This window comes from Leeuwenhoekiella sp. W20_SRS_FM14 (genome assembly GCF_052119605.1).
Taxonomy (GTDB): domain Bacteria; phylum Bacteroidota; class Bacteroidia; order Flavobacteriales; family Flavobacteriaceae; genus Leeuwenhoekiella.
The window spans coordinates 140642-164980 of the sequence record NZ_JBGQOK010000002.1; the positions used below are offsets into that span (position 1 = coordinate 140642).

General features: G+C 37.6%; 11 protein-coding genes. 4 read left to right on the plus strand and 7 right to left on the minus strand.

What is annotated here, in order from left to right; translation table 11 throughout:
• The first annotated feature begins 373 nt into the window (after positions 1–373).
• The 4 genes from ACEN25_RS04200 (at position 374) to ACEN25_RS04215 (ending at position 15484) form a co-directional block, all read left to right on the plus strand.
• Positions 374–10936, plus strand: a complete 10563-nt coding sequence (locus ACEN25_RS04200) for an Ig-like domain-containing protein (RefSeq protein ID WP_441801811.1) — start codon at positions 374–376, stop codon at positions 10934–10936.
• A gap of 31 nt (positions 10937–10967) precedes the next feature.
• Positions 10968–11891 carry a PorP/SprF family type IX secretion system membrane protein gene (locus ACEN25_RS04205; protein ID WP_441801812.1) on the plus strand — a complete coding sequence of 308 codons (924 nt, stop codon included), beginning with the start codon at positions 10968–10970 and terminating at the stop codon, positions 11889–11891.
• An 11-nt stretch (positions 11892–11902) separates the two neighbouring features.
• Positions 11903–13825: an OmpA family protein gene (locus tag ACEN25_RS04210; RefSeq protein ID WP_441801813.1), complete on the plus strand. Its 1923-nt coding sequence runs from the start codon at positions 11903–11905 to the stop codon at positions 13823–13825.
• 207 nt (positions 13826–14032) lie between these two features.
• On the plus strand, positions 14033–15484 hold the full coding sequence (locus tag ACEN25_RS04215; RefSeq protein ID WP_441801814.1) for an SLC13 family permease: 1452 nt from the start codon (positions 14033–14035) through the stop codon (positions 15482–15484).
• Between the two features lie 636 nt (positions 15485–16120).
• Here ACEN25_RS04215 and rpe read toward each other — a convergent pair.
• The 7 genes from rpe to proC all read right to left on the minus strand — a co-directional run bounded on the left by rpe (position 16121) and on the right by proC (position 24219).
• Positions 16121–16780 carry a ribulose-phosphate 3-epimerase gene (gene rpe, locus ACEN25_RS04220; protein WP_441801815.1) on the minus strand — a complete coding sequence of 220 codons (660 nt, stop codon included), beginning with the start codon at positions 16778–16780 and terminating at the stop codon, positions 16121–16123.
• A 28-nt stretch (positions 16781–16808) separates the two neighbouring features.
• Entirely contained in the window at positions 16809–17282 is a 474-nt protein-coding gene (locus ACEN25_RS04225; protein ID WP_441801816.1) for a BLUF domain-containing protein, read from the minus strand.
• Positions 17283–17412: 130 nt separating this feature from the next.
• Positions 17413–18276, minus strand: coding sequence for a sigma-70 family RNA polymerase sigma factor (locus ACEN25_RS04230; RefSeq protein ID WP_028374563.1), 864 nt, complete (start codon positions 18274–18276; stop codon positions 17413–17415).
• Between the two features lie 150 nt (positions 18277–18426).
• Positions 18427–21153 carry an ATP-binding protein gene (locus ACEN25_RS04235; protein WP_441801817.1) on the minus strand — a complete coding sequence of 909 codons (2727 nt, stop codon included), beginning with the start codon at positions 21151–21153 and terminating at the stop codon, positions 18427–18429.
• A 181-nt stretch (positions 21154–21334) separates the two neighbouring features.
• On the minus strand, positions 21335–22534 hold the full coding sequence (locus ACEN25_RS04240) for a glutamate-5-semialdehyde dehydrogenase (RefSeq protein WP_441801818.1): 1200 nt from the start codon (positions 22532–22534) through the stop codon (positions 21335–21337).
• 103 nt (positions 22535–22637) lie between these two features.
• Complete coding sequence (gene proB / locus ACEN25_RS04245) at positions 22638–23408, minus strand: glutamate 5-kinase (RefSeq protein WP_441801819.1); 771 nt, start codon at positions 23406–23408, stop codon at positions 22638–22640.
• A gap of 4 nt (positions 23409–23412) precedes the next feature.
• Positions 23413–24219: a pyrroline-5-carboxylate reductase gene (gene proC, locus ACEN25_RS04250; RefSeq protein WP_441801820.1), complete on the minus strand. Its 807-nt coding sequence runs from the start codon at positions 24217–24219 to the stop codon at positions 23413–23415.
• Positions 24220–24339 lie beyond the last annotated feature (120 nt).

Here is a 24339-nt window from a genome sequence, read left to right on the forward strand (position 1 = left end):
ATTACGTTTAAACGCATTCAAATTGAAGGTAAAACATACGTTTTATTGGTGAAAATCACTATTTTAATAAGTTTAAACTTGTAAAAATCGATAAATTTATTTACTAAATCGTTTATTTAAGATGTATTTCATCGTATAATTTGGTATTTGAAAGATGCTTTTTTAGTTTTAGTTAATAGAAACTAACCAATTCTTTACAACCAATGATTCTCCAAAACGTTCAATCTTATCGTCTGAAAATTTTGCCCCTGAGCGTATAAGATTTAGTCCCTTAAGATTTTACAAGTAATGATTGAATGCCTCACGCATTTTCGATCCCAGATCATTTTTGCCCAATTTTTAGATTTTAACTCTCATTCTAATAGCTTATACTATGGTGAACTTTACTTTTAAACAATTAGAAATTAGATTTGTAACTGTTGCGTTACTTTTCTTAATATCAAATGTGGCAGTACTGGGTCAAGACAGAACTTTTGCGACAACTGTCATTGATAATGCAAGCGTGACTAATTTATCGTTTGCAACCGATCAAAATTTATCAACCCAGGCACGTATACGAGCTAATTCAGGAGTATCTGCCTTAGGAATTGAAATAACCCCTCCTACTGTAGGACATATCGAACTTGGTTACAATACCGCAGTACTTGCAAATACAACTACTTACATTCAAATTGAGACTCAAGATCAATTACTGGATGTTTTAGTAGGTGGGACTTTAGGAGGTTTAGTAGGAGATGTTTTAGATATTGTTTTAGGAGGTCAGGAAGTTACAATTGAAGCAAAAAATGGTGGCACAAGTGTTTTAACAGTAAGCACTACCAATCCTTCCGCTTTCAATACAGAAACCGCACGCGTTTTAATAGGACCTGACGGTAACTATTATATAGCCCTAACTCCAAATCAAAATTATACCAGTATTCGTGTTACTAATTCTACAGGATCTGAATTGCTTGGACTGAATAATACTAGAGATTTATTCATTTCGGGTGTTTTTACTGCTTCAGGAAGTAACTTTTGCAATGAGCCTGCATTTACTTCATTCAATTCAACAGGAATAACGCTAGACGCCTTGCAGTTGGCCGGCTCGGGTGTTACAAATCCTGAATTTGCGATTGACTCAGATCCATCAACATTCTCTCAAATTAGCTTGGGTATTTTAGCAGTAGCAGGTTCTATAGAGCAGGTAATTTATTTTGATACTCCCACTCAACCTACAGAAGATTTTAAAATAGCCCTTCGGGTAGATCCTTCTTTACTCGCTTTGGGCCTGGCAAATAATGTCGAATTATTAGCTTATAACGGTACTACTTTAGTCAGTTCTTCAAGCCTTTCATCCCTATTAAATCTTGATTTGTTAGGGCTATTGCAAAGCAATGCAATTGTACAGGTGCCCTTTGATGTTGCCGGTCCCGCAGATCGTATTGTGGTACGTTATGAATCTTTAGTAAATGCCAGTGTAACGCAGCGTATTGATCTCTTCGATATCGCAGTAACTTCAGGAATACCGGTTCTTGATAGTGCATCTCAAAATGTGGAGACTTGTGCTGGTGAAACTGCAGATTTAATTGCAACAACAGCAACAACCGGAGCTGAATTAAGATGGTATGATAGTGCTACGGGTGGTAATTTACTAGCAGCAGTTGCAAGTGGGGATACCTTTACAACGCCAGTTTTAACCGGAGATACTACGTTTTATGTAGCTTCATTTTTAGCAGGCTGTGCTGAAGAATCTGGAAGGGTAGCAGTGACGGTTACCGTAAATCCTATTCCACAATCAGGTGACATAACAGTGTTAGGTTTAGACTTACCTATATGTATTCCTGAAATTTTAAATATAGTACCTACAACTGCGCTTAATGGCAGTTTTAAATACTACCTAGATGCAAATGGAGATGTAGAAATCACAAATGGCCTGGTAGACGGTAATTTAACATATACTATAAATCCTGAAGGCGAACTAGAAGTAGAAGGTCTTACGGAAGCTGAAAGTCCGTACCGGGTTTATATAAGTCTGGTTGATGCGGTAACCGGTTGCGAGAATGCACCGGGAGATTTAAAAGTTGTTGACGTAACTCTTGATGGGGGTCCCCAACCTACTATTGCTCTAAATCCGGTAACAACAGATGGTATTGTTAATACTTCTGAAGCGTTAGCTCCTGTAACAATCACCGGCACAGTAGGTGGTGATGCAGAAGCGGGTGACCCGGTAACTGTTACGGTTAATACATTTGACTATGCTACCACAGTTACTGCAGGATTAACATTCTCTGTAGATGTTGCCGGCGCGCAATTGGTTGCAGATTCAGATTTAACCATTGAAGCTGAGGTTACGGCATCAGGTTTGTTATGTCAGAACACCGTAAGTACGAGCATGAGCTACAGCTTAGATTTAGTACCTCCAACAGTTCCTACGGTAAATACACAAATCACAAATAATACAACTCCTACAATTACAGGTACTGCAGATTCTGTAGATAATCTTGTGGTGGATGTAAACGGAGTTACCTACACAGAAGGCGACGGAAATTTAACCGACAATGGTGATGACACCTATAATTTAGTTATTCCCAGCGGAAATGAAATTTCAGAAGGAACTTATGATGTAGTAGCGACTGCTGCTGATGCAGCAGGAAATTCTTCCACAGATACTACTACAAATGAATTAACAATAGATTTTACTAACCCTACAATTCCTACGGTAAATACTCAAACCACCAGCGACACTACACCCACAGTAACAGGAACTGCAGATTCCGTAGATGCCCTTACAGTGGTTGTAAATTCCGTTACTTATATTGAAGGTGATGGAAATTTAGTAGATAATGGTGACAATACCTGGACGCTTATTATACCAGCTGGAAACGAATTAATAAACGGTGTTTATGAAGTTTTAGTAACCGCTACAGATCTTGCCGGCAATATGGCAACCGACATTACTACAAACGAATTAACAATAGATAATACTATTCCAACAACACCAACGGTTGTCGCGCAGGTTACAAGTAATACAAGACCAACAATTACCGGAACAGCAGATAGTGCAGATGATTTGACAGTAACGGTTGATGGAGTTGATTATAACGAGAGCGGTACAGATTTAACCGATAATGGTAACGATACCTGGACCTTAACAATACCTAGCCCAATAGCTGAAGGTACTTATAATGTTACAGCAGTAGTTGTGGGTATCGGGGGTACAGCTACAGACCCTACAATGAATGAGTTAATTATTGATACTACAAATCCTGTAAATCCTACTGTAGATGCCTTAACCACTAATGATACCACCCCAACAATCACAGGTACTGCTGATTCAGTTGATGCTTTGACGGTTGTTGTAAACGGAGTAACCTATACAGAGGGCGACGGTAATTTAACCGATAACGGAGATAACACCTTTTCATTAGTGATTCCAGCGGGTGATGCGTTACCTGATGGGACGTATGATGTAGATGCCACCGCAACCGATGCTGCGGGCAATGTTTCTTCAGATATCACAACAGATGAATTGGTAATTGATACTACAGCGCCAAATGTCCCTACAGTTGATGCGTTAGTAACCAATTCAAATACCCCGACAATCACAGGTACTGCAGATTCAGTTGATGACCTAACAGTCGTTGTAAACGGAGTAACCTACACAGAAGGCGACGGAAACTTAACCGATAATGGTGATAATACCTTTACATTAGTGATTCCTGCGGGTAATGCGTTACCGGATGGGACGTATGATGTAGTTGCCACCGCAACCGATGCTGCGGGGAATACATCTTCAGATATCACAACTGACGAGTTGGTGATTGATACAGCAGCGCCAACAGTACCAACAGTTGATACTTTGCTATCCAACAATTCAACACCAACAATCACAGGTACTGCCGATTCAGTTGATAACCTGACAGTCGTGGTAAACGGAGTAACCTACTCGGAGGGCGACGGAAACTTAACCGATAACGGAGACAACACCTTTACCTTAATTATTCCAGCGGGGAATGCGTTACCTGATGGGACGTATGATGTAGTTGCCACCGCAACCGATGCAGCGGGTAATGCGTCTTCAGATATCACTACTGATGAGTTGGTGATTGATAGGGCAGCGCCAACGGTTCCAACTGTAAATACACAAATCACAAATAATTCAACACCGACAATCACGGGAACTGCTGATTCAGTTGATGACCTGACAGTCGTGGTAAACGGAGTAACCTACATAGAAGGCGACGGTAATTTAACCGATAACGGAGACAACACCTTTACATTAATAATTCCTGCAGGTGATGCGTTACCTGACGAGACGTATGATGTAGTTGCCACTGCAACCGATGCTGCGGGTAATTCCTCTTCAGATATCACAACTGATGAGTTGATGATTGATACAGCAGCGCCAACAGTACCAACAATTGATGCATTAGTAACCAATTCAAATACACCAACAATCACAGGTACTGCAGATTCAATAGATAACTTGACGCTTGCTGTAAACGGAATAACTTATACAGAAGGCGACGGAAATCTAACCGATAACGGAGATAACACCTTTTCATTAGTGATTTCAGCGGGAGATGCGTTACCTGATGGTACTTATGATGTAGTTGCCACCGCAACGGATGCTGCGGGTAATTCCTCTTCAGATATTACAACTGACGAATTGGTGATTGATACTGCGGCGCCAACGGTTCCAACTGTAAATACACAAATCACAAATAATTCTACTCCGACAATCACAGGTACTTCCGATTCAGTTGATGATTTGACGGTTGTTGTAAATGGTGTAACCTACATAGAAGGTGATGGTAACTTAACCGATAATGGTGATAGCACCTGGGCTTTGATTATTCCTGCGGGTGACGCGTTACCTGATGGGACGTATGATGTAGTTGCCACCGCAACCGATGCAGCGGGGAATACATCTTCAGATATCACAACCGATGAGTTGGTGATTGATACAGCAGCGCCAACGGTTCCAACTGTAAATACACAAATCACAAATAATTCAACTCCGACAATTACGGGTGCTGCAGATTCAGTTGATGACCTGACAGTCGTGGTAAACGGAGTAACCTACATAGAAGGCGACGGTAATTTAACCGATAACGGAGACAACACCTTTACATTAATAATTCCTGCAGGTGATGCGTTACCTGACGGGACGTATGATGTAGTTGCCACCGCAACCGATGCAGCGGGCAATGCGTCTTCAGATATCACAACCGATGAGTTGGTGATTGATACTGCGGCGCCAACAGTACCAACAGTTGATACATTAGTAACTAATTCAAATGCACCAGAAATCACAGGTACTGCTGATTCAGTTGATGACCTAACAGTCGTTGTAAACGGAATAACCTATACCGAAGGCGACGGTAATTTAATCGATAACGGAGACAACACCTTTACCTTAATAATTCCTGCAGGGAATGCGTTACCTGACGGGACGTACGATGTATTTGCCACCGCAACCGATGCTGCGGGTAATGCGTCTTCAGATATCACTACTGATGAATTGGTAATTGATACAGCAGCGCCAACGGTTCCAACTGTAAATACACAAATCACAAATAATTCAACTCCGACAATCACAGGTACTGCTGATTCAGTTGATGACCTGACAGTCGTGGTAAACGGAGTAACCTACATAGAAGGCGACGGTAATTTAACCGATAACGGAGATAACACCTTTTCATTAGTGATTCCTGCAGGGAATGCGTTACCTGACGGGACGTACGATGTAGTTGCCACCGCAACCGATGCTGCGGGCAATGCTTCTTCAGATATCACAACTGATGAATTGATGATTGATACAGCAGCGCCAACGGTTCCAACTGTAAATACACAAATCACAAATAATTCAACTCCGACAATCACAGGTACTTCCGATTCTGTTGATAATCTGACAGTCGTTGTAAACGGAATTACCTACACCGAAGGTGATGGTAACTTAACCGATAATGGAGATGACACCTTTACCTTAATTATTCCTGTAGGGAATGCGCTACCTGATGGGACGTATGATGTAGTTGCCACCGCAACCGATGCTGCGGGGAATACATCTTCAGATATCACAACTGACGAGTTGGTGATTGATACAGCAGCGCCAACAGTACCAGCAGTTGATGCTTTAGTAACCAATAATTCAACCCCAACAATTACGGGAACTGCTGATTCAGTTGATGACCTGACAGTCGTAGTAAACGGAGTAACCTACACGGAAGGCGATGGTAATTTGACTGATAATGGCGATAACACCTTTACCTTAATAATTCCTGCAGGTGATGCGTTACCTGACGGCACCTACGATGTAGATGCCACCGCAACCGATGCTGCGGGGAATACATCTTCAGATATCACAATTGATGAGTTGGTGATTGATAGGGCAGCGCCAACGGTTCCAACTGTAAATACACAAATCACAAATAATTCAACACCGACAATCACGGGAACTGCTGATTCAGTTGATGACCTGACAGTCGTGGTAAACGGAGTAACCTACATAGAAGGCGACGGTAATTTAACCGATAACGGAGACAACACCTTTACATTAATAATTCCTGCAGGTGATGCGTTACCTGACGAGACGTATGATGTAGTTGCCACTGCAACCGATGCTGCGGGTAATTCCTCTTCAGATATCACAACTGATGAGTTGGTGATTGATACAGCAGCGCCAACAGTACCAACAATTGATGCATTAGTAACCAATTCAAATACACCAACAATCACAGGTACTGCAGATTCAGTTGATGATTTGAACATTGTTGTAAACGGAATAACCTACACAGAAGGCGACGGTAATTTAACCGATAATGGTGATGATACCTGGACTTTGATTATTCCTGCAGAGAATGCGTTACCTGATGGGACCTATGATGTTGTTGCTACCGCAGCGGATGCTGCGGGCAATGCATCTTCAGATATTACAACTGATGAGTTGGTGATTGATACAGCAGCGCCAACAGTACCAACAGTGGATACTTTGCTATCCAACAATTCAACACCGACAATCACAGGTACTGCCGATTCAGTTGATGACCTGACAGTCGTGGTAAACGGAGTAACCTACATAGAAGGCGACGGTAATTTAACCGATAACGGAGACAACACCTTTACGTTAATAATTCCTGCAGTTGATGCGTTACCGGATGGCGCCTATGATGTAGTTGCCACCGCAACGGATGCTGCGGGCAATGCTTCTTCAGATATCACAACTGATGAATTGGTGATTGATACAGCAGCACCAACAGTACCAACAGTTGATGCATTAGTTACCAATAATTCAACTCCGACAATTACGGGTGCTGCGGATTCAGTAGATAACTTGACCCTTACTGTAAACGGAATAACCTACTCGGAGGGCGACGGTAATTTAACCGATAATGGTGATGATACCTGGACTTTGAATATTCCTGCGGGTGACGCGTTACCTGATGGGACGTATGATGTAGTTGCCACCGCAACCGATGCTGCTGGTAATGCGTCTTCAGATATTACAATTGATGAGTTGGTGATTGATACAGCAGCGCCAACAGTACCAACAGTTGATACTTTGCTATCCAACAATTCAACACCAACAATCACAGGTACTGCCGATTCAGTTGATAACCTGACAGTCGTTGTAAATGGTGTAACCTACACAGAAGGCGACGGTAATTTAACCGATAATGGTGATAGCACCTGGGCTTTGATTATTCCTGCGGGTGACGCGTTACCTGATGGGACCTATGATGTAGTTGCCACCGCAACGGATGCAGCGGGTAATGCGTCTTCAGATATTACTACTGATGAATTGGTGATTGATACAACAGCACCAACGGTACCAACTGTAAATACACAAATCACAAATAATTCAACACCAACAATCACAGGTACTGCCAATTCAGTTGATGATTTGACCGTTGTTGTAAACGGAGTAACCTACTCGGAGGGCGACGGTAATTTAACCGATAACGGAGACAACACCTTTACGTTAATAATTCCTGCAGGTGATGCGTTACCGGATGGCACCTACGATGTAGTTGCCACCGCAACCGATGCTGCTGGTAATGCGTCTTCAGATATCACTACTGATGAATTGGTAATTGATACAGCAGCGCCAACGGTTCCAACTGTAAATACACAAATCACAAATAATTCAACTCCGACAATCACAGGTACTGCAGATTCAGTTGATGACCTGACCGTTGTTGTAAACGGAATAACCTATACCGAAGGCGATGGTAATTTAACCGATAATGGAGATAGCACCTTTGCATTAATTATTCCTGCGGGTGATGCGCTACCTGATGGCACCTACGATGTAGTTGCCACCGCAACGGATGCTGCGGGCAATGCGTCTTCAGATATTACAACTGATGAGTTGGTGATTGATACAGCAGCGCCAACGGTTCCAACAGTTGATACTTTGCTATCCAACAATTCAACACCAACAATCACGGGTACTGCCGATTCGATAGATGATCTTGCAGTAGTTGTAAACGGAGTAACCTATACGGAGGGCGATGGTAATTTAACCGATAACGGAGACAACACCTTTACCTTAATAATTCCTGCAGGGAATGCGTTACCTGACGGGACGTACGATGTAGTTGCCACCGCAACCGATGCTGCTGGTAATGCGTCTTCAGATATCACTACTGATGAATTGGTAATTGATACAGCAGCGCCAACGGTTCCAACTGTAAATACACAAATCACAAATAATTCAACTCCGACAATCACAGGTACTGCCGATTCAGTTGATGATTTGAACGTTGTTGTAAACGGAATAACCTACACAGAAGGCGACGGAAATTTAACTGATAATGGTGATAACACGTTCACATTGGTTATTCCTGCAGGTGATGCGTTACCTGACGGCACCTACGATGTAGTTGCCACCGCAACCGATGCTGTGGGCAATGCGTCTTCAGATATCACAACTGATGAGTTGGTGATTGACACGGTAGCGCCAACGGTACCAACAGTTGATGGGTTAGTAACCAATTCAAATACACCGACAATCACGGGTACTGCCGATTCGATAGATGATCTTGCAGTAGTTGTAAACGGAATTACCTATACGGAAGGCGACGGTAATTTAACCGATAACGGAGACAACACCTTTACCTTAATAATTCCTGCAGGGAATGCGTTACCTGACGGGACGTACGATGTAGTTGCCACCGCAACGGATGCAGCGGGCAATGCGTCTTCAGATATAACAACAGATGAATTGGTAATTGATACAGCAGCGCCAATAGTTCCTACTGTAAATACACAAATCACAAATAATTCAACACCAACAATCACCGGTACTGCTGATTCTGTTGATAACCTGACAGTCGTTGTAAATGGTGTAACCTACATAGAAGGCGACGGTAATTTGACTGATAATGGCGATAACACCTTTACCTTAATAATTCCTGTAGGGAATGCGTTACCTGATGGTACTTATGATGTTAGCGTTACTGTGACCGATGCCCTGGGTAACAGTTCTAATGATACTACAGTAGATGAGTTGGTGATTGATACCTCAACTTTAAACCAGCCTACTGTGCCTACTGTTACTTCACAAATTACGAGTGATAGTACTCCTTTAATTACCGGTACTGCAGATTCAGTAGATATGTTAATGGTTTCTGTAAATGGCTTTACCTATGCAGAGGGAGACGGTAATCTGGTAGATAATACCAATGATACGTGGACGTTAACGATCCCCGACGGGAATGAAATTCCGCAAGGAACCTATGACGTGGTAGCTTCGGTTACAAATACATTTGGAAATACCCTGACCGATGTCACTACTAATGAATTGACAATTGATGTGGGAACTCCTGTAGGAGATCCTAATCAAAGCTTTTGTGCAGCAGATATGCCCACTTTAGCAGATATCGTTTTAAACACAAATGCTATTAAATGGTACGGGCAGGCTTCTGGAGGTGTTGCTCTAGATCTTAATACTCCGTTAGTAAATGGTGTTACGTATTATGCGGCACTTACGGTAGGATCATTTGAAAGCTCAGTCCGTTTAGGAGTAACTGTAAGCTTAACAGAACCTGTTGAAGCTAGTTTAGATGCTTCTGTTGATGCCGGTTGTTTAGGAGCTAAAGTCGTGTATACAACAGAACCCGGTATGATAGATTATTTCTGGTCTGTGAGCACTGGCGGACGTATAGTTTCCGGAGGTACCGATACAGATAACTCCGTTACGGTTATTTGGGATGTTGCTGGTACCCAAAACGTGAGTGTAAATTATTTAGCTAACGATGCTTGTCTTACTGAAACTTCTGCCGAGATCGACCTAGAAGTTTCAGCTTGCTCAGATATGACTATTTCTAAAACAGTAAACAATTTAAACCCTGCCATAGGTGAAGATATTATCTACACGATTGAAGTAACTAATACGGGTGAAGTAGCCTTACGCGATGTGATCGTTGATGAAAGTCTTCCATCTGGTCTTGAATTTTTAAGTTTTACGGCTTCGGTAGGTGATTATAACAATACCACAGGTATGTGGAGTATCCCAGTGATAGATGCAAACGCTACAGCCACACTTACGGTAACGGTAATGGTTTTAGATACCGGAAACTATTTAAATATTGCACGCATTGTTACCTCAAATCCTGTTGATGCTAATCCTGATAATAATTCGGCAGAACTAGAAATTGATCCAGATTGTCTAATGGTGTTCAATGAATTTTCGCCAAATGGTGACGGTATGAATGATGTTTTCACAGTTAGATGTATCGAAAATTATCCTAACAACACGGTGCAGGTTTTTAATAGAAACGGGCAGCTCGTATTTGATGCGAGTGGTTATTCAAATACGTGGAATGGTGATTCTAATGTGTCGAGTTCTATTCAAAAATCAAGCGGTTTACCAGCGGGAACCTATTATTATGTTCTAGAGATCAACGATGGTTCGAGATCGCTTACCGGATGGGTTTATATAGCCCGATAAATTAAAAATTCTCTCATTAAAAACTTTAATTATGACAACAGTAGTAACCCACATAATCAGATTTTTGATACTCGTTTTATGTTGCTCAAGCCTTTATGCTCAGCAAGAAATAAACTATTCTCAATACATGTATAACACGATGACGATCAATCCAGCTTATGCAGGTTCATCAGATAATTTTAATATAATCGCAAATTATAAAGCACAATTTACCGGAATAAACGGAGCTCCGGAAACAGTAAGTTTAGGTTTAGAATCACCGGTGACCTACAATCTGGGTCTGGGGTTGAATATTACCCGCGATGCTTTAGGACCTTCTGAAGAATTGAATGTTGATGGTAACTTCTCATACTCGCTACAGTTGTCTTCGCAGACTTATTTGTCATTTGGTTTAAAAGCAGGCTTTAGAGTGCTTAATGTAGATTTTAGGAAAGGTGAATTTGATAACCCAAATGACCCGTTATTTATGAATAATATAGATAATCAGTTTATGGGTGTATTAGGGGCGGGGGCTTATTTATTTAGTGATAAATGGTATATAGGATTATCAACACCTAATTTCTTTTCGCAGGAATATTACAATGATGAAAGTACCATGGTGAATACCGAAAAACTAAACCTTTATCTTATAGGAGGGTACATTTTTGACGTAAGCAATACCATAAAATTTAAACCAGCAGTACTTTTTGATTATGTAGAAGGAGCACCTATGCGAGCCAGTCTATCTGCAAACTTTCTATTTTTGGAGAAATTTACAGCGGGGGTATCTTATAATGTTGATGCCGCGGTAGGTGCATTAGCCGGTTTTCAAGTATCTGATAATATTTTTATAGGCTACGCTTATGATTACAACACATCAGACTTTAACCGGTATAATGATGGAAGTCACGAAGTGTTAATTAAGTTCTCTCTAGCCCGCAAACGCGGAGCTACATTCTCACCTAGATTCTTCTAAAAATTAAAACTATGAAACGTATATATATAGCATTATTCTGTCTTATAGGTTTTAATCTATTTGCGCAGAGTCAACTGGAAAAGGCTAATAGCTTGCATGATCGCTTTATTTATGTAGAGGCAGCAAAAGAATATGAACTGTATTTGCAATCAGCAAAAAAAGTAGATCCTGAGGTTTATATGAATATGGGAGATACCTATTACAATCTCAAAGACTTTATTAAAGCTAAAGAGATGTATGAGAAATGGTACACCATTGTAGGGCCTAATAAAAATAACCTTCAAGGGTATCAATACTACGATACGCTTCGTTTCTTAAAAGAATATGATAAGGCAAATAAAGTGGTTGAAATCTACCTAAAAGAGCGCGGGGTAGATGGGATGCTAAATTCATATTATGAAGAGCGTTCCAGATTTAATGAATTGCTGAAGGGAGATACCTTATATGAAGTAAAAAATCTGAATCTCAATTCGCAATATGCAGATTTTGGAGGAGCTTTTGACGGAAATACATTCGTTTTTTCATCATCCAGAAATAAAGACATTAATAAGATATCTGATCGGGATAACACTCCGTATTTAGCACTATATAAAGCTGAATTAGTAGACGGTCAAAACTTTATCAATGTAGATCTTTATAATGAAAAATTAGAGACACCTTTTCATGACGCTACTGTAAGCTTCTCTCCTAATAGTAAATATTTATACTATGCATCAAGTTTTCAAGATGGAAAGCGTAAAGTTTTTAAAGGAGATAAACGTAATTATTTTAAGATCTATAGAGTTGATGTAACTTCAAAACGCTTTAAAAAAGAGTTACTGCCATTTAATGGTGATGAGTATTCTACAGGTCATCCTTTTGTGACAGAAGATGGTAAAAAATTGTACTTCGCTTCAGATATGCCGGGAGGTTACGGTAATGCAGATATATATGTTTGCGACATTTATGAAGACGGTACATATTCAAAACCAATGAATTTAGGCCCGCTCATCAATAGTTTGGTAGATGATGTTTTTCCATACGTAAAAGGCAACACGCTTTATTTTTCATCAGAAGGACACGTAGGCTATGGTGGACTTGATATTTATAAAACGATTTTTAAAGATGGTGTTTATGGGGCGACTATAAATTTAGGTCCGGGTATTAACTCCAACGCAGATGATTTTGCATATTTAGAAGGAAAAGAACCCAATACAGGATATTTTTCTTCAAACCGGTCAGGAGGTAAGGGTGGTGACGATATCTATAGTTTTAAATACAATTTAAAGGAATGTCTACAAACGATAAATGGAACTGTATTTAATATAGATACTAAAGAGCCGTTGACAAATGCTATAGTTACTGTATTTAATAGTGATCTTAAAGAATACGTAAAAGTGACGACTAATGAGAAAGGAGTTTATACGTTAGAATTAAACTGTGGTCAAAAGTATAAAATTGAAGCCTCTAAACTAGGTTTTAGCAGAGACGCTTTAGAATTTAGTACAGATATTTTACCGGGTCATCTAATGAATATGGTAGACTTTAAACTGAAGGATTTATCAGACACATTTGTGACAGATGGAGTAGTAGAGAAGATACGTATAGATCCTATTTACTTTGAGTATTACAGGTATAATATTAATGACATAGCAGCCATACAAATGCATAAAGTGCTTAATGCAATGGTTGCCTATCCTGATATGATTATTAAAATAGAAGCCCACACAGATCAGCGAGGGACAGATTATTTTAATAAGATATTATCTACAAATAGAGCATTAGCCACACGAGATTGGCTTATTGAAAAAGGAATAAATCCATCACGTATAGAAAGTGCTATAGGCTATGGAGAATCACAACCTATTAATATTTGTGATGAGGAAAGTAAAAACTGTACAGAGGTAGAATATTCTGAAAACAGACGATCTGAATTTATTGTAGTTAGAAGATAATGAGAGGCGCTAGTGCGCCCAATTGATCAAGTGTACTAGCGTAGAAACTCCTTCTTTTGAAGGAGTTTCTTATTTGTACGATACTAAGTAGTTAAATGATTTGTTTTTTACCAATTAAGGCTTGAGATGATATTGATCTCAATATTTAAAGTAATTTAAGGGCGTTTTCTTAATTTAAATGGGAAATGACCCTCAATACTTTTTTGAATGAAGCTTAATAAGATACTCTTTCTAATACTTGGTCCACTATTATTTATTGGTTTGCAGCAATTAAATCCGCCGGAAGCTATGTCAGCATCGGCGTATGCTATCTTATGCGCTACAATCTGGATTGCATTATGGTGGGTTACCGAAGCTGTACCTATTGCAGTTACCGCGCTATTGCCCATTGTTATTTTTCCGCTTACAGGAGCGCTTGATATTTCTACCACCACGGCCTCTTACGGGCATAAATATATATTTCTCTATTTAGGAGGATTTATGCTGGCCATTGCCATTGAAAAATGGAACCTACACAAACGTATTGCCTTGCATTTAATACAAGCTATAGGAACTAATGTTAAACAAATCATACTGGGTTTTATGGTGGCAACTGCATTTTTATCTATGTGGATTTCTAATACAGCCACAGCAGTTATGATGCTACCTATTGGAATGTCTATAATTTCTCAATTAAAGGATAACCCAAATACTATAGAGGATGAAAATAAAATTTTTGGAAAAGCATTAATGTTAGGTATTGCTTACAGTGCATCAATAGGAGGTATGGCTACGCTTATAGGTACACCACCCAATTTAGTTTTTGCAGGATATATACAGGAGGTTTATAAAATTGATATTAGTTTTTTTCAATGGTTTAAGTTTGGCCTTCCTATTAGTCTGCTATTATTGGCTATTTCGTGGTTTTACTTAACAAATATTGCTTTTAAATTTAAACAGAAAGAATTTCCGGGAGGTAAAAGAGAAGTAGAGCGACTTCTTGCAGAATTAGGACCTATGTGTCGAGAAGAGAAAATTGTATTATCAATATTTATACTTACTGCTTTCTGCTGGATTACGAGAGCCTTTTTGTTAGAGCGTATTTTTCCCCAAATAGATGATACCATCATTGCAGTAGCTGCAGGAATTCTATTATTTGCAATAAACACGAGTGATAAAAAAGAGCGTATTATAAATTGGGACGATGCGATTAACATACCCTGGGGAATAATTTTACTTTTTGGTGGAGGTATGGCGCTTGCTTCAGGTTTTGAAGTTACAGGGCTTGCTACCTGGTTTGGTACTCAAATGGTTTTATTAGAGGCTTTACCACTAATCGTACTGTTATTTATAGTCATATTTAGTGTAAATTTTATAACTGAACTTACCTCAAATCTGGCAACCACCGCAATGCTGCTGCCTATATTAGCTCCCATCGCACTTAATTTAAATCTAAACCCCTACTTGCTTTTAGTTTCTACAACAGTCGCAGCTTCCTGTGCATTTATGCTCCCTGTAGCTACGCCACCTAATGCCGTAGTATTTGGATCTGGTTATTTACGTATCCCAGATATGGTACGAGCAGGCATCTGGATGAATATACTTTCAATTCTTTTACTAACATTTATGGTTTATTATATATTACCCTTAGTTTGGGATTTTCAAGTTTATACTGATTAATCAGAATTACATTATCCATTATACTTGGAAAATATAAAAAGGCGAATCCTGATTTAATGGCAGTATTTTTGTGGTAGTCGCATAGCAATAGAATGTAATTTTTTGTTAAATATTAAGTCAAATGAGGAAATCTGTAAAATGGTTTAATATGTTTTAGTTTTCTTTGACCTAATATAATAAATGTTAAAGAATATCATTTTTAATGATATGAATGGTATTTAAAAATATTGTTTTTAAATTGCCTCAAATTTTTTCTTAAATAGAAATAGGGTAGAATTGGCCTCTGTTTAGAATAGTAAATCCGTGAGCTGTAGGGGGCGTTACGTATTATGCTGTCTTGCAAGCCCGTTCTGCCTTTTTTTATTTAGTATAGGAATCTAATTAATAGTTCCACTTTTGAATTTCTTAGATTAAGAAATTTTATCATTATCAAATATAAATTACCTCAGCGGTTTAATTATAATAGTCTTATAGACTATTATACTTCTGAGTACTTTAAAAAATATTAAAAACTTTTAGGTGCTATAGAAGATTCAGATATTCTAAGCATAGAAATACATAGCGAAGTCTATTCGCTAATTTTACATAGAAATAGATAATAATTATTTTAAATAAAAGAGTGTAAATAGTCTTATTTTAAGACATGATCTTTTTTAAGTCTTTAATAATTTCAGTAGGGTTTTCAGCATTAAATACAAAACTCCCTGCGACAAGAATATTGGCTCCGCTTAGTAGCAGTTTTTTGGCATTTTGATCGGTTACACCGCCATCTATTTCAATAAGCGTGTTTGCTTTTGCATTTAAAATGATTTCTTTCAGCTCTCTTACTTTTTTATAGGTATTTTCTATAAAAGATTGACCGCCAAATCCTGGATTTACGCTCATAATTATGACCTGATCTATATCTTGAATAACGTCTTTAAGTAGGTAAACTGGGGTGTGAGGATTTAAAGCAACACCAGCTTTCATCCCTTCAGCCTTGATGGCTTGTAGTGTTCTATGTAAGTGTGTGCAAGCTTCATAGTGTACAGTTAGGTTTGTAGTCCCTAATTGGGCAAATGTTTTAATGTAGCGATCAGGATCTACTATCATTAAATGAACATCTATAGTTTTTGTGGCATGTTTTGTAATCGCTTTTACAACAGGAAAGCCAAAAGATATATTAGGAACAAATACTCCATCCATAATATCAACATGAAACCAGTCTGCTTCACTTGCATTAATCATCTTTATATCACGTTCAAGATTCGCAAAGTCTGCAGCGAGTAATGAGGGTGCAAGGTAGGTAGGTTTCATAAGGATAATTCTTGATTGGTATGTAAAATTACATATTAGAAAGTATTTTCTCTAATATCAATATGGTAGAATCTAATTTTGGATTTTCTAAAAGGTTTAAATTTAGCAGATGATTTTTTAAAAGTTCTAAAACAATTTTATTTTTTGGAACTAAAAACCCGGATTCATAATCACTAAAAAGTCGATTTGTGGATTGGTTGTCCAGGATTTGGGTAACATTTTTATGCCGCCTGTCTTTTTTGATTTTATTAAACAGCTTTAAAACATTTTCTTTCTCTCCCTCTAATAACTGGAGGTAGTTACCATCTTTGTATACTAGAAATCCAGAAATATCAAGAATAGTATTCCAATTTGCTACATTATTCAAAATATCGTTAACAATCTCAGTATTAGATAAATCTGAAGAGTCGCTAACATATATCAAATAGTAAAACATAAAATAAATTGGATAATAAATAAGATACAATAAAAATCCCCGGTAATCAGCCGGGGATTCATTCATCAATCAAAAAACGAACAGTTATGATAAACTGTTGTTGTCTTAAATATTTTTTTTGGGGTCTTATTCTGGTAGGCAATTTAATAAAAAAGTATCAGCAAGCCCCATATTTAACGAATTCTTGTAAAAATAACTATCCTAAATAGGTTTTTAAAATTTTACTTCTTGAGGTATGTTTTAATCGTCTGATTGCTTTTTCTTTAATCTGGCGTACACGCTCGCGAGTAAGGTCGAAGGTTTCTCCTATTTCTTCTAATGTCATAGGATGTTGATTACCTAAACCAAAATATAAACGCACTACATCTGCTTCTCTAGGAGTCAATGTGTCTAAGGCTCGCTCTACTTCGGTGCAAAGCGATTCATTTAATAACTCACGATCTGGGTTAGGCGATTCTCCAAAACGAAGAACATCGTATAACGTAGAATCTTCACCAGATATTAATGGCGCATCCATACTTACGTGGCGTCCTGCATTTTTTAATGACTCTTTTACGTCATTAATGCTCATATCTAGTTCTTTAGCAATCTCTTCTGGGCTGGGTGGTCGTTCATGTGCTTGCTCTAAATAAGCAAAAGTTTTATTAATCTTATTTATAGAACCTATTTTGTTTAATGGCAATCTTACAATACGCGACTGTTCTGCTAGTGCTTGTAAAATAGACTGTCTAATCCACCATACCGCATAAGAGATAAATTTAAAACCACGAGTCTCATCAAAACGTTGCGCAGCTTTAATTAACCCTAAATTTCCCTCATTAATTAAATCTGGTAAGGTTAATCCCTGGTTTTGGTATTGTTTAGCAACAGAAACTACAAATCTTAAGTTTGCTTTGGTTAGTTTCTCAAGTGCTCTCTGGTCACCTGCTTTAATACGTTGTGCAAGTTCTACTTCTTCGTCTGCAGTGATAAGGTCTACTTTACCTATTTCCTGTAGATATTTGTCTAAAGAAGCAGTCTCTCTGTTTGTAACCTGTTTTGTAATTTTAAGTTGTCTCATAGGACTATTACGTGTATTAAGTTGTTTAAACTACATCTTATACGTAAGGGCATATAAAAAGGTTACAAAAAAAATGAAATTTATTTAGAAAATTTTAACAATATTATTTTTAAGTACTTGTAAATAACTTTATGGGGCTATGCGTTGTTACTATAGTTCTTGTTTTAGTTTGATTATCAGAAGATTAATTTCAATAAGTGCTTTGGTGTATATTTCTTCAAATGCCCGTAAATGTTTTTTAGCTTCCTCCGTTTTTGATGGAATTATTATAGTACTTTCTATTTGCTGCAAATGATGCCCATGTGTAGTCATACCCAAATTCATAAAACTTGATTTCAATTTGTGTGCTAAGGTACTTGCCCTGGGATAATATTCCCGGGCAACACAATTTCTAAGGCTATTTAAATCTTCTGGTGTTTCACTTATAAATACTTCGAGTAAAGAAATAATAAATGCGGTATCATTATCAAATATTTCTAGTAGCTGCGCGATGTTTACATAGTTTGTACTTTCTGTCCTTTCGGTATTTTCAATTATTCTGATAGTTTCTTCAGTATTTATGACTGGTTTTTCATCTGAAATAAGCCAATATAAAACTTCTTTTAAATCTTCTTCTTTTAAAGGTTTTGTGAGGTAAAAATCTATACCTGCTTTAATTGCATTTTTTCTAGATTCTGGAAAAACATCTGCAGAGCATGCTACAATAGGTACTTTATGTAATGAGTCTTTGTGAGATTGTCGTATTAATGAAATCGCTTCGAGACCGTTCATTACCGGCATATGCATATCCATCAAAATAAGATCGTATTGAACCGAATTGTTTTTATAAATAGCAACTGCTTCTTCACCATTTTCGGCAATATCTGCTTCTACACCCAGCCCCTGTAGTAGTTGACGTATATAGAACTGATTCATCTTATTATCTTCGGCTACTAAAATGCGCAAATCACTAAGTCTAGCGCTGTTTGTATGTTTATGAAGATCTGTATTTTTAATCTTTTTGAGTTTACTACTTTTAAAATCAATTGTGAATGAAAAGGTTGATCCTTTACCCAGTTCACTTTCAGCATTTAACTTACCTTGTTGAAGTGCAATAAGTTCTCGTGTTATTGTAAGCCCTAATCCCGTACCGTTAATTTTAGCATTTTCCTTACCCTCAACCTGATAAAAACTTTCGAATATGCTTTCTAATTTATCAGGGGCAATGCCTATTCCGGTATCGGTAACTTTAAATTCTATAGTATTGGAATGTTCATTTTTATTTAAAAGATTTAACGCAATGCGTATATAGCCTTTTTTAGTAAATTTTATAGCATTGCCTACAAGATTGGTAAGAATTTGATTTAATCTAAATTGATCTCCAACCACAATTTTAGGAATGGCATCATCTATTTCAACACTAATTGCAATACCCTTTTCTTTACCTTTAATTTCAAATCCTGAAGTAAGGTTTGTAACTACTTCTCGCAAGTTAAAATCTAAGGATTGCAAAGTAAGTTTACCAGCTTCAATTTTAGAAAAGTCAAGAATATCATTAACTATAGAGAGTAAATTTTTTGCTGAAAATGAAATCCCGTCAATATTTTTTCTCAGAAGTTGTTGATCGTGTAAGTCACTTTTTGAGATTATTTCAGAAAGCCCCAAAATCACATTTAAAGGTGTGCGTATTTCGTGACTCATATTTGATAGAAAGGTAGTTTTTGCTTCAGCAACCCGCTCTGCGTTAATCTTGGCCTTAAGAGTATCTTTTCGGTTTGAAATATTCTTAATCAGGGCCGTAAAGCTATCTTCTGGGGAAGCAAAATTATTAGAAAACGAAATCTCGTAATACGAAGAAATACCGGCTCTGTTTGTAATATCGGTTTCTATACGGTGTCCAATAACCTCAGTTTCGGTAACCGAATATAAATTTTGAAGGTCAGTTTTTAAAAGTGTCGTTAAATCATCTGGAAAAAGCTTGAATACCGAATTATTTACAAGTTCAGTTTTAGTATATCCAAAGATTTTTAAGGCCAGTGTATTACAATCTCTAATTGTGCCTAATGCATCAAACAGCAAATAACCATCTAGCAGATTTTCTAATATGGAAAAAGTCTCACCATAAACCGGAAAGTTTGCAGGTGGAGTTGATATTTTTTGAATGTCTTTCTTTACAGTATCAAAATCTAAATTGATGATGGGTTTTGTTTCATTGAGAATCGAGGTAAATGAATTAGGTATAACATCTGCAATACACGTAACTGCAGGCAGCAGATTGTAATAGATATAAAACTCGTCTTTAGTAGTGTCGAAGATTGAAGTAACTGTATCTGACCCGAGAAGCTCGTTAAATTCTTTAGTAATTTTAAAAGCATCATCTTTCACTCTTCTAAATGCATTTATCTGCTTCACCAAATCATCTGAGCTATTAGAATTTATTGAAGCTTTTAAAGCTTCAATCCAGGCAATAGTGCTTGCAAGCTCTGTATTTTTTAGTTTTAATTTTCTAAGAACTATGAGAAGATAAATACGAGCAATTAGTATCTCTTTGTTTTTACCAGATTCATAAAGTGGCATAAAAGCCATTGAATTTGTTATAACCGGAAACTTTTCCCGAAGTTCTTGTCTTAAGTTTTCTTTGGTATTTATATATGCATTATCATAGGTGATTAAGTAATTCTCAAGATCCAAATATAAATTAACACAGCACAAATCTGCTGTAAAGACATCATCAGGGTATGTGAAGTTTGCTATTTGCGATTTTAATTCTTGTAATCGTTTGCTATAAGTTCCTAAACCTAACAAGTATTGAAAAAATATGCTCTTAGGGTCTGTTACTTCTTCTTTGCTGAGTCGGCTGGCTCGTTGGGTAAAAAGACGATCAATAAAAGAGTTCATTTAGCTAGGGTGATATGATGCGATTAAATAGGAGAACAGTATACTAAATTAATCTTTTACTATTACATGTACTTATTTAAGGTCATAAATACAATCATTTCGGTATATGGACCAAAAAAAAGTCTGACAGTTGCCAGACTTTAAAATAACCTCAAATAGGCTCTATTAATATATTTAAGCATTAGACCCGAATATGCCCATCACCATATACATAGTATTTATTAGTTACCAGTTGTTTAAGACCTAAGGGGCCTCTATGGTGTAATTTATCTGTACTTATGGCAAGTTCTGCACCTACCCCCATCTGACCGCCATCAGTGAAGCGGGTAGAAGCATTATGATATACAGCTGCAGTATCTATGTTTTCCATAAATCGGGTTGCAGCTTCAGTATTCTGGGTCATAATACTACTGGAGTGACCACCACTATACGTATTTATTTTTGTCATCGCCTCTTCTATGCCGGTGACTGCACCCAGTACAATTTTCATAGCCAGAAATTCTTCATACCACGTATCTTCTGTAGGTAGAACCTCATTGTCTTTAAGTACTTTTTTAGAAAGTTCATCAGCAAGTACTTCAACACCTTTACCAATCAAAATTTCATTCAATTCTCTTAAGCGAGTCTCATAATCAGGTAGATTAGTATCTATTAGTACTTTATCAAGTGCATTACAACCTGAAATTTTATCGGTTTTGGCATTGATGATTACCTCGATTGTCTTTTTCCAGTCTGCTTCAGGATGCACATATAAGAAATTGTTTCCTCTACCACTTATTAAGACAGCACACTTTGCATGCTGCTTAACAAAATCGATTAGGCGCTCGCCACCACGGGGTACAATTAAGTCTAATGGTTGATCAGGATTTCTTAAAAATTCCTGAGTTTCTTCACGGTTCATTTGTAACATGGTAATCCAGGACTCATCAAGGCCATTTTCGCGTAACGCCTGTTTCCAGCAATCAACCAGAACAACATTACTATTATAGGCTTCTTTACCACCTTTTAAAAGTATTTTATTGTTTGCTTTAAATGCTAAAACAGCTGCCTCAATGGTGACATCAGGACGCGATTCGTAAATAATCATAATCGTACCAAAAGGAGCAGTCTTATTCACTATATTTAAACCGCTATCTAGTGTTATATTAGAAATTTCCTGGCTTACAGGATCTTCCTGCTCTTTTACTTCTTTAATCGCCTGAATCATTCCTTGTACCTTAGAATCATTCACCACTAAACGGTCGTAAAGTGCCTGATCCTCACGATCAAAAGCTTCTAAATCTTTTTTATTTGCTTCGAGTATTTCAGATTTTCTTGATTGAATGATTTGCATCATAGAATCAAGAACTTTATTTTTTATCTCTTTTGAGAGTAATTTCATATTTGTAATTTTTCGGTTAATAATTCACCCTTGTTGGGTATATAAAAAACCTGCACTTCAATCAGGTGATGATTTTCAATCAAACCATCTTTTATTTAGTTTCTTAAGCAGAAAACTTCGTACCTATATTTTTGCCGTCAAGCAAATCTAGTATCACATTATGTTTTTTACCATTTGCGATATAACAGGTTATATTTTTTCTGGCAGCATCTTTAGCGATTTTGAGTTTAGATCGCATACCGCCTCTTCCTTCTCCTTCGGCTTTATTGTTTTCCTGAACATATTGCTCAACATTTTCTTCAGGGTGTACTTCTGTCAATTTATGAGAATCATCATCGTCGGGATGGCCGGTATAAAGTCCGTCTGTATCGGTTAATAAAATCAATGCATCGGCATTAATGAGCTCTGCTACTAAACTTGCCAGCTCATCATTGTCTGTAAACATAGACATCGTAAGTGAAACAGCATCATCTTCATTTGCTATAGGAATGATCCCTTCAGATAATAAACCTTCATAACAATTTATCATGTTTTCACGATGTTTTCCCGGCGCAAAATCTCGTTTTGTGGCCAAGAGCTGCGCGCAATGCATTCCGAAACTATTAAACATCGTATAATAGTGGCGCATCATACGCGGTTGTCCTACTGAAGAGAAAATTTGTCTTCTTGTAGAAGGATCTGTATAGCTGCAATCGCCTAAAACTTCTTTACCTGCTATTGCAGATCCTGAAGAGACGAGAACAGGTTGATATCCCTTTTCATACAATTCTGCTATTTGTCGTACTAATTCTTGAAGAACAGGACCAACGATTCTATTATTTTTGTTGGTCATAACATTAGTTCCTACTTTAATAACTACACGTTTTGTGCTCATAACATTATTTTTCTTTACCAAGTTCTGTTGCTCGGTTAAATGCAGCATAAGCCGCATCTTTAATTAATTCTTTTACATTATTGTCTTCCATAGAGTCAAGTGCGGCACGGGTTGTACCACCTTTTGAAGCTACGCGATCCATCCAGGTTTCTGGTGAAAGATCTGAATCATTAAATAACTTTACAGCTCCTTCAAAGGTTTTAGAAACTAGTACTTTAGAATCATTTGAAGAGAAGCCCATTTTAAGTGCGGCTTCAAGCATAGATTGCATAAAATAAAATATATATGCAGGACCACTACCTGATATTCCTGTAGACGCATCTATAAAATTCTCGTTTTCTACGTGAATAGAAGCGCCGGTAGTATCTAATAAATTACGCACAGTTAGAAGTTCTATTCTACTTACAGATTCAGACTCGGTAAATGAGGTAACACCTTTACCTACTTTTGCAGGTAAGTTTGGCATTGTACGTATTACTTTACTAACACCTAAACCATCTTGAATCGTCTTAATTGTTACACCCGCCATTAATGACACAAATATTTGCTGGTCATTTATATAAGGTTTTATAGATTTAAATAGTGACTGACTGTGAAAGGGTTTAACCGCTATAAAAATCACATCTGCCTTGGGTACACATTCTTCAATACTATCGTAAGCATCAAACTGAGCCATGGTTGATAGTGCTTCAGTTTTTTCTGGTGATACATCGAATATCATGAGCTTGCGATTGTTTAGAAATGGTGATTGTGCCATACCTTCTGCGTAGGTCAATCCCATATTTCCTGCACCTAATACTAATACTTTCATTAAGTTTTCTTTATTGGTTCAACCTATTAGCTGCAAGTATCGTACGACAAAATAAAAAAAAGGGAATATTGAAGTTTCTAGAAAAATAATAGCTTCTTAGCGCAATTATACTAACGCCTA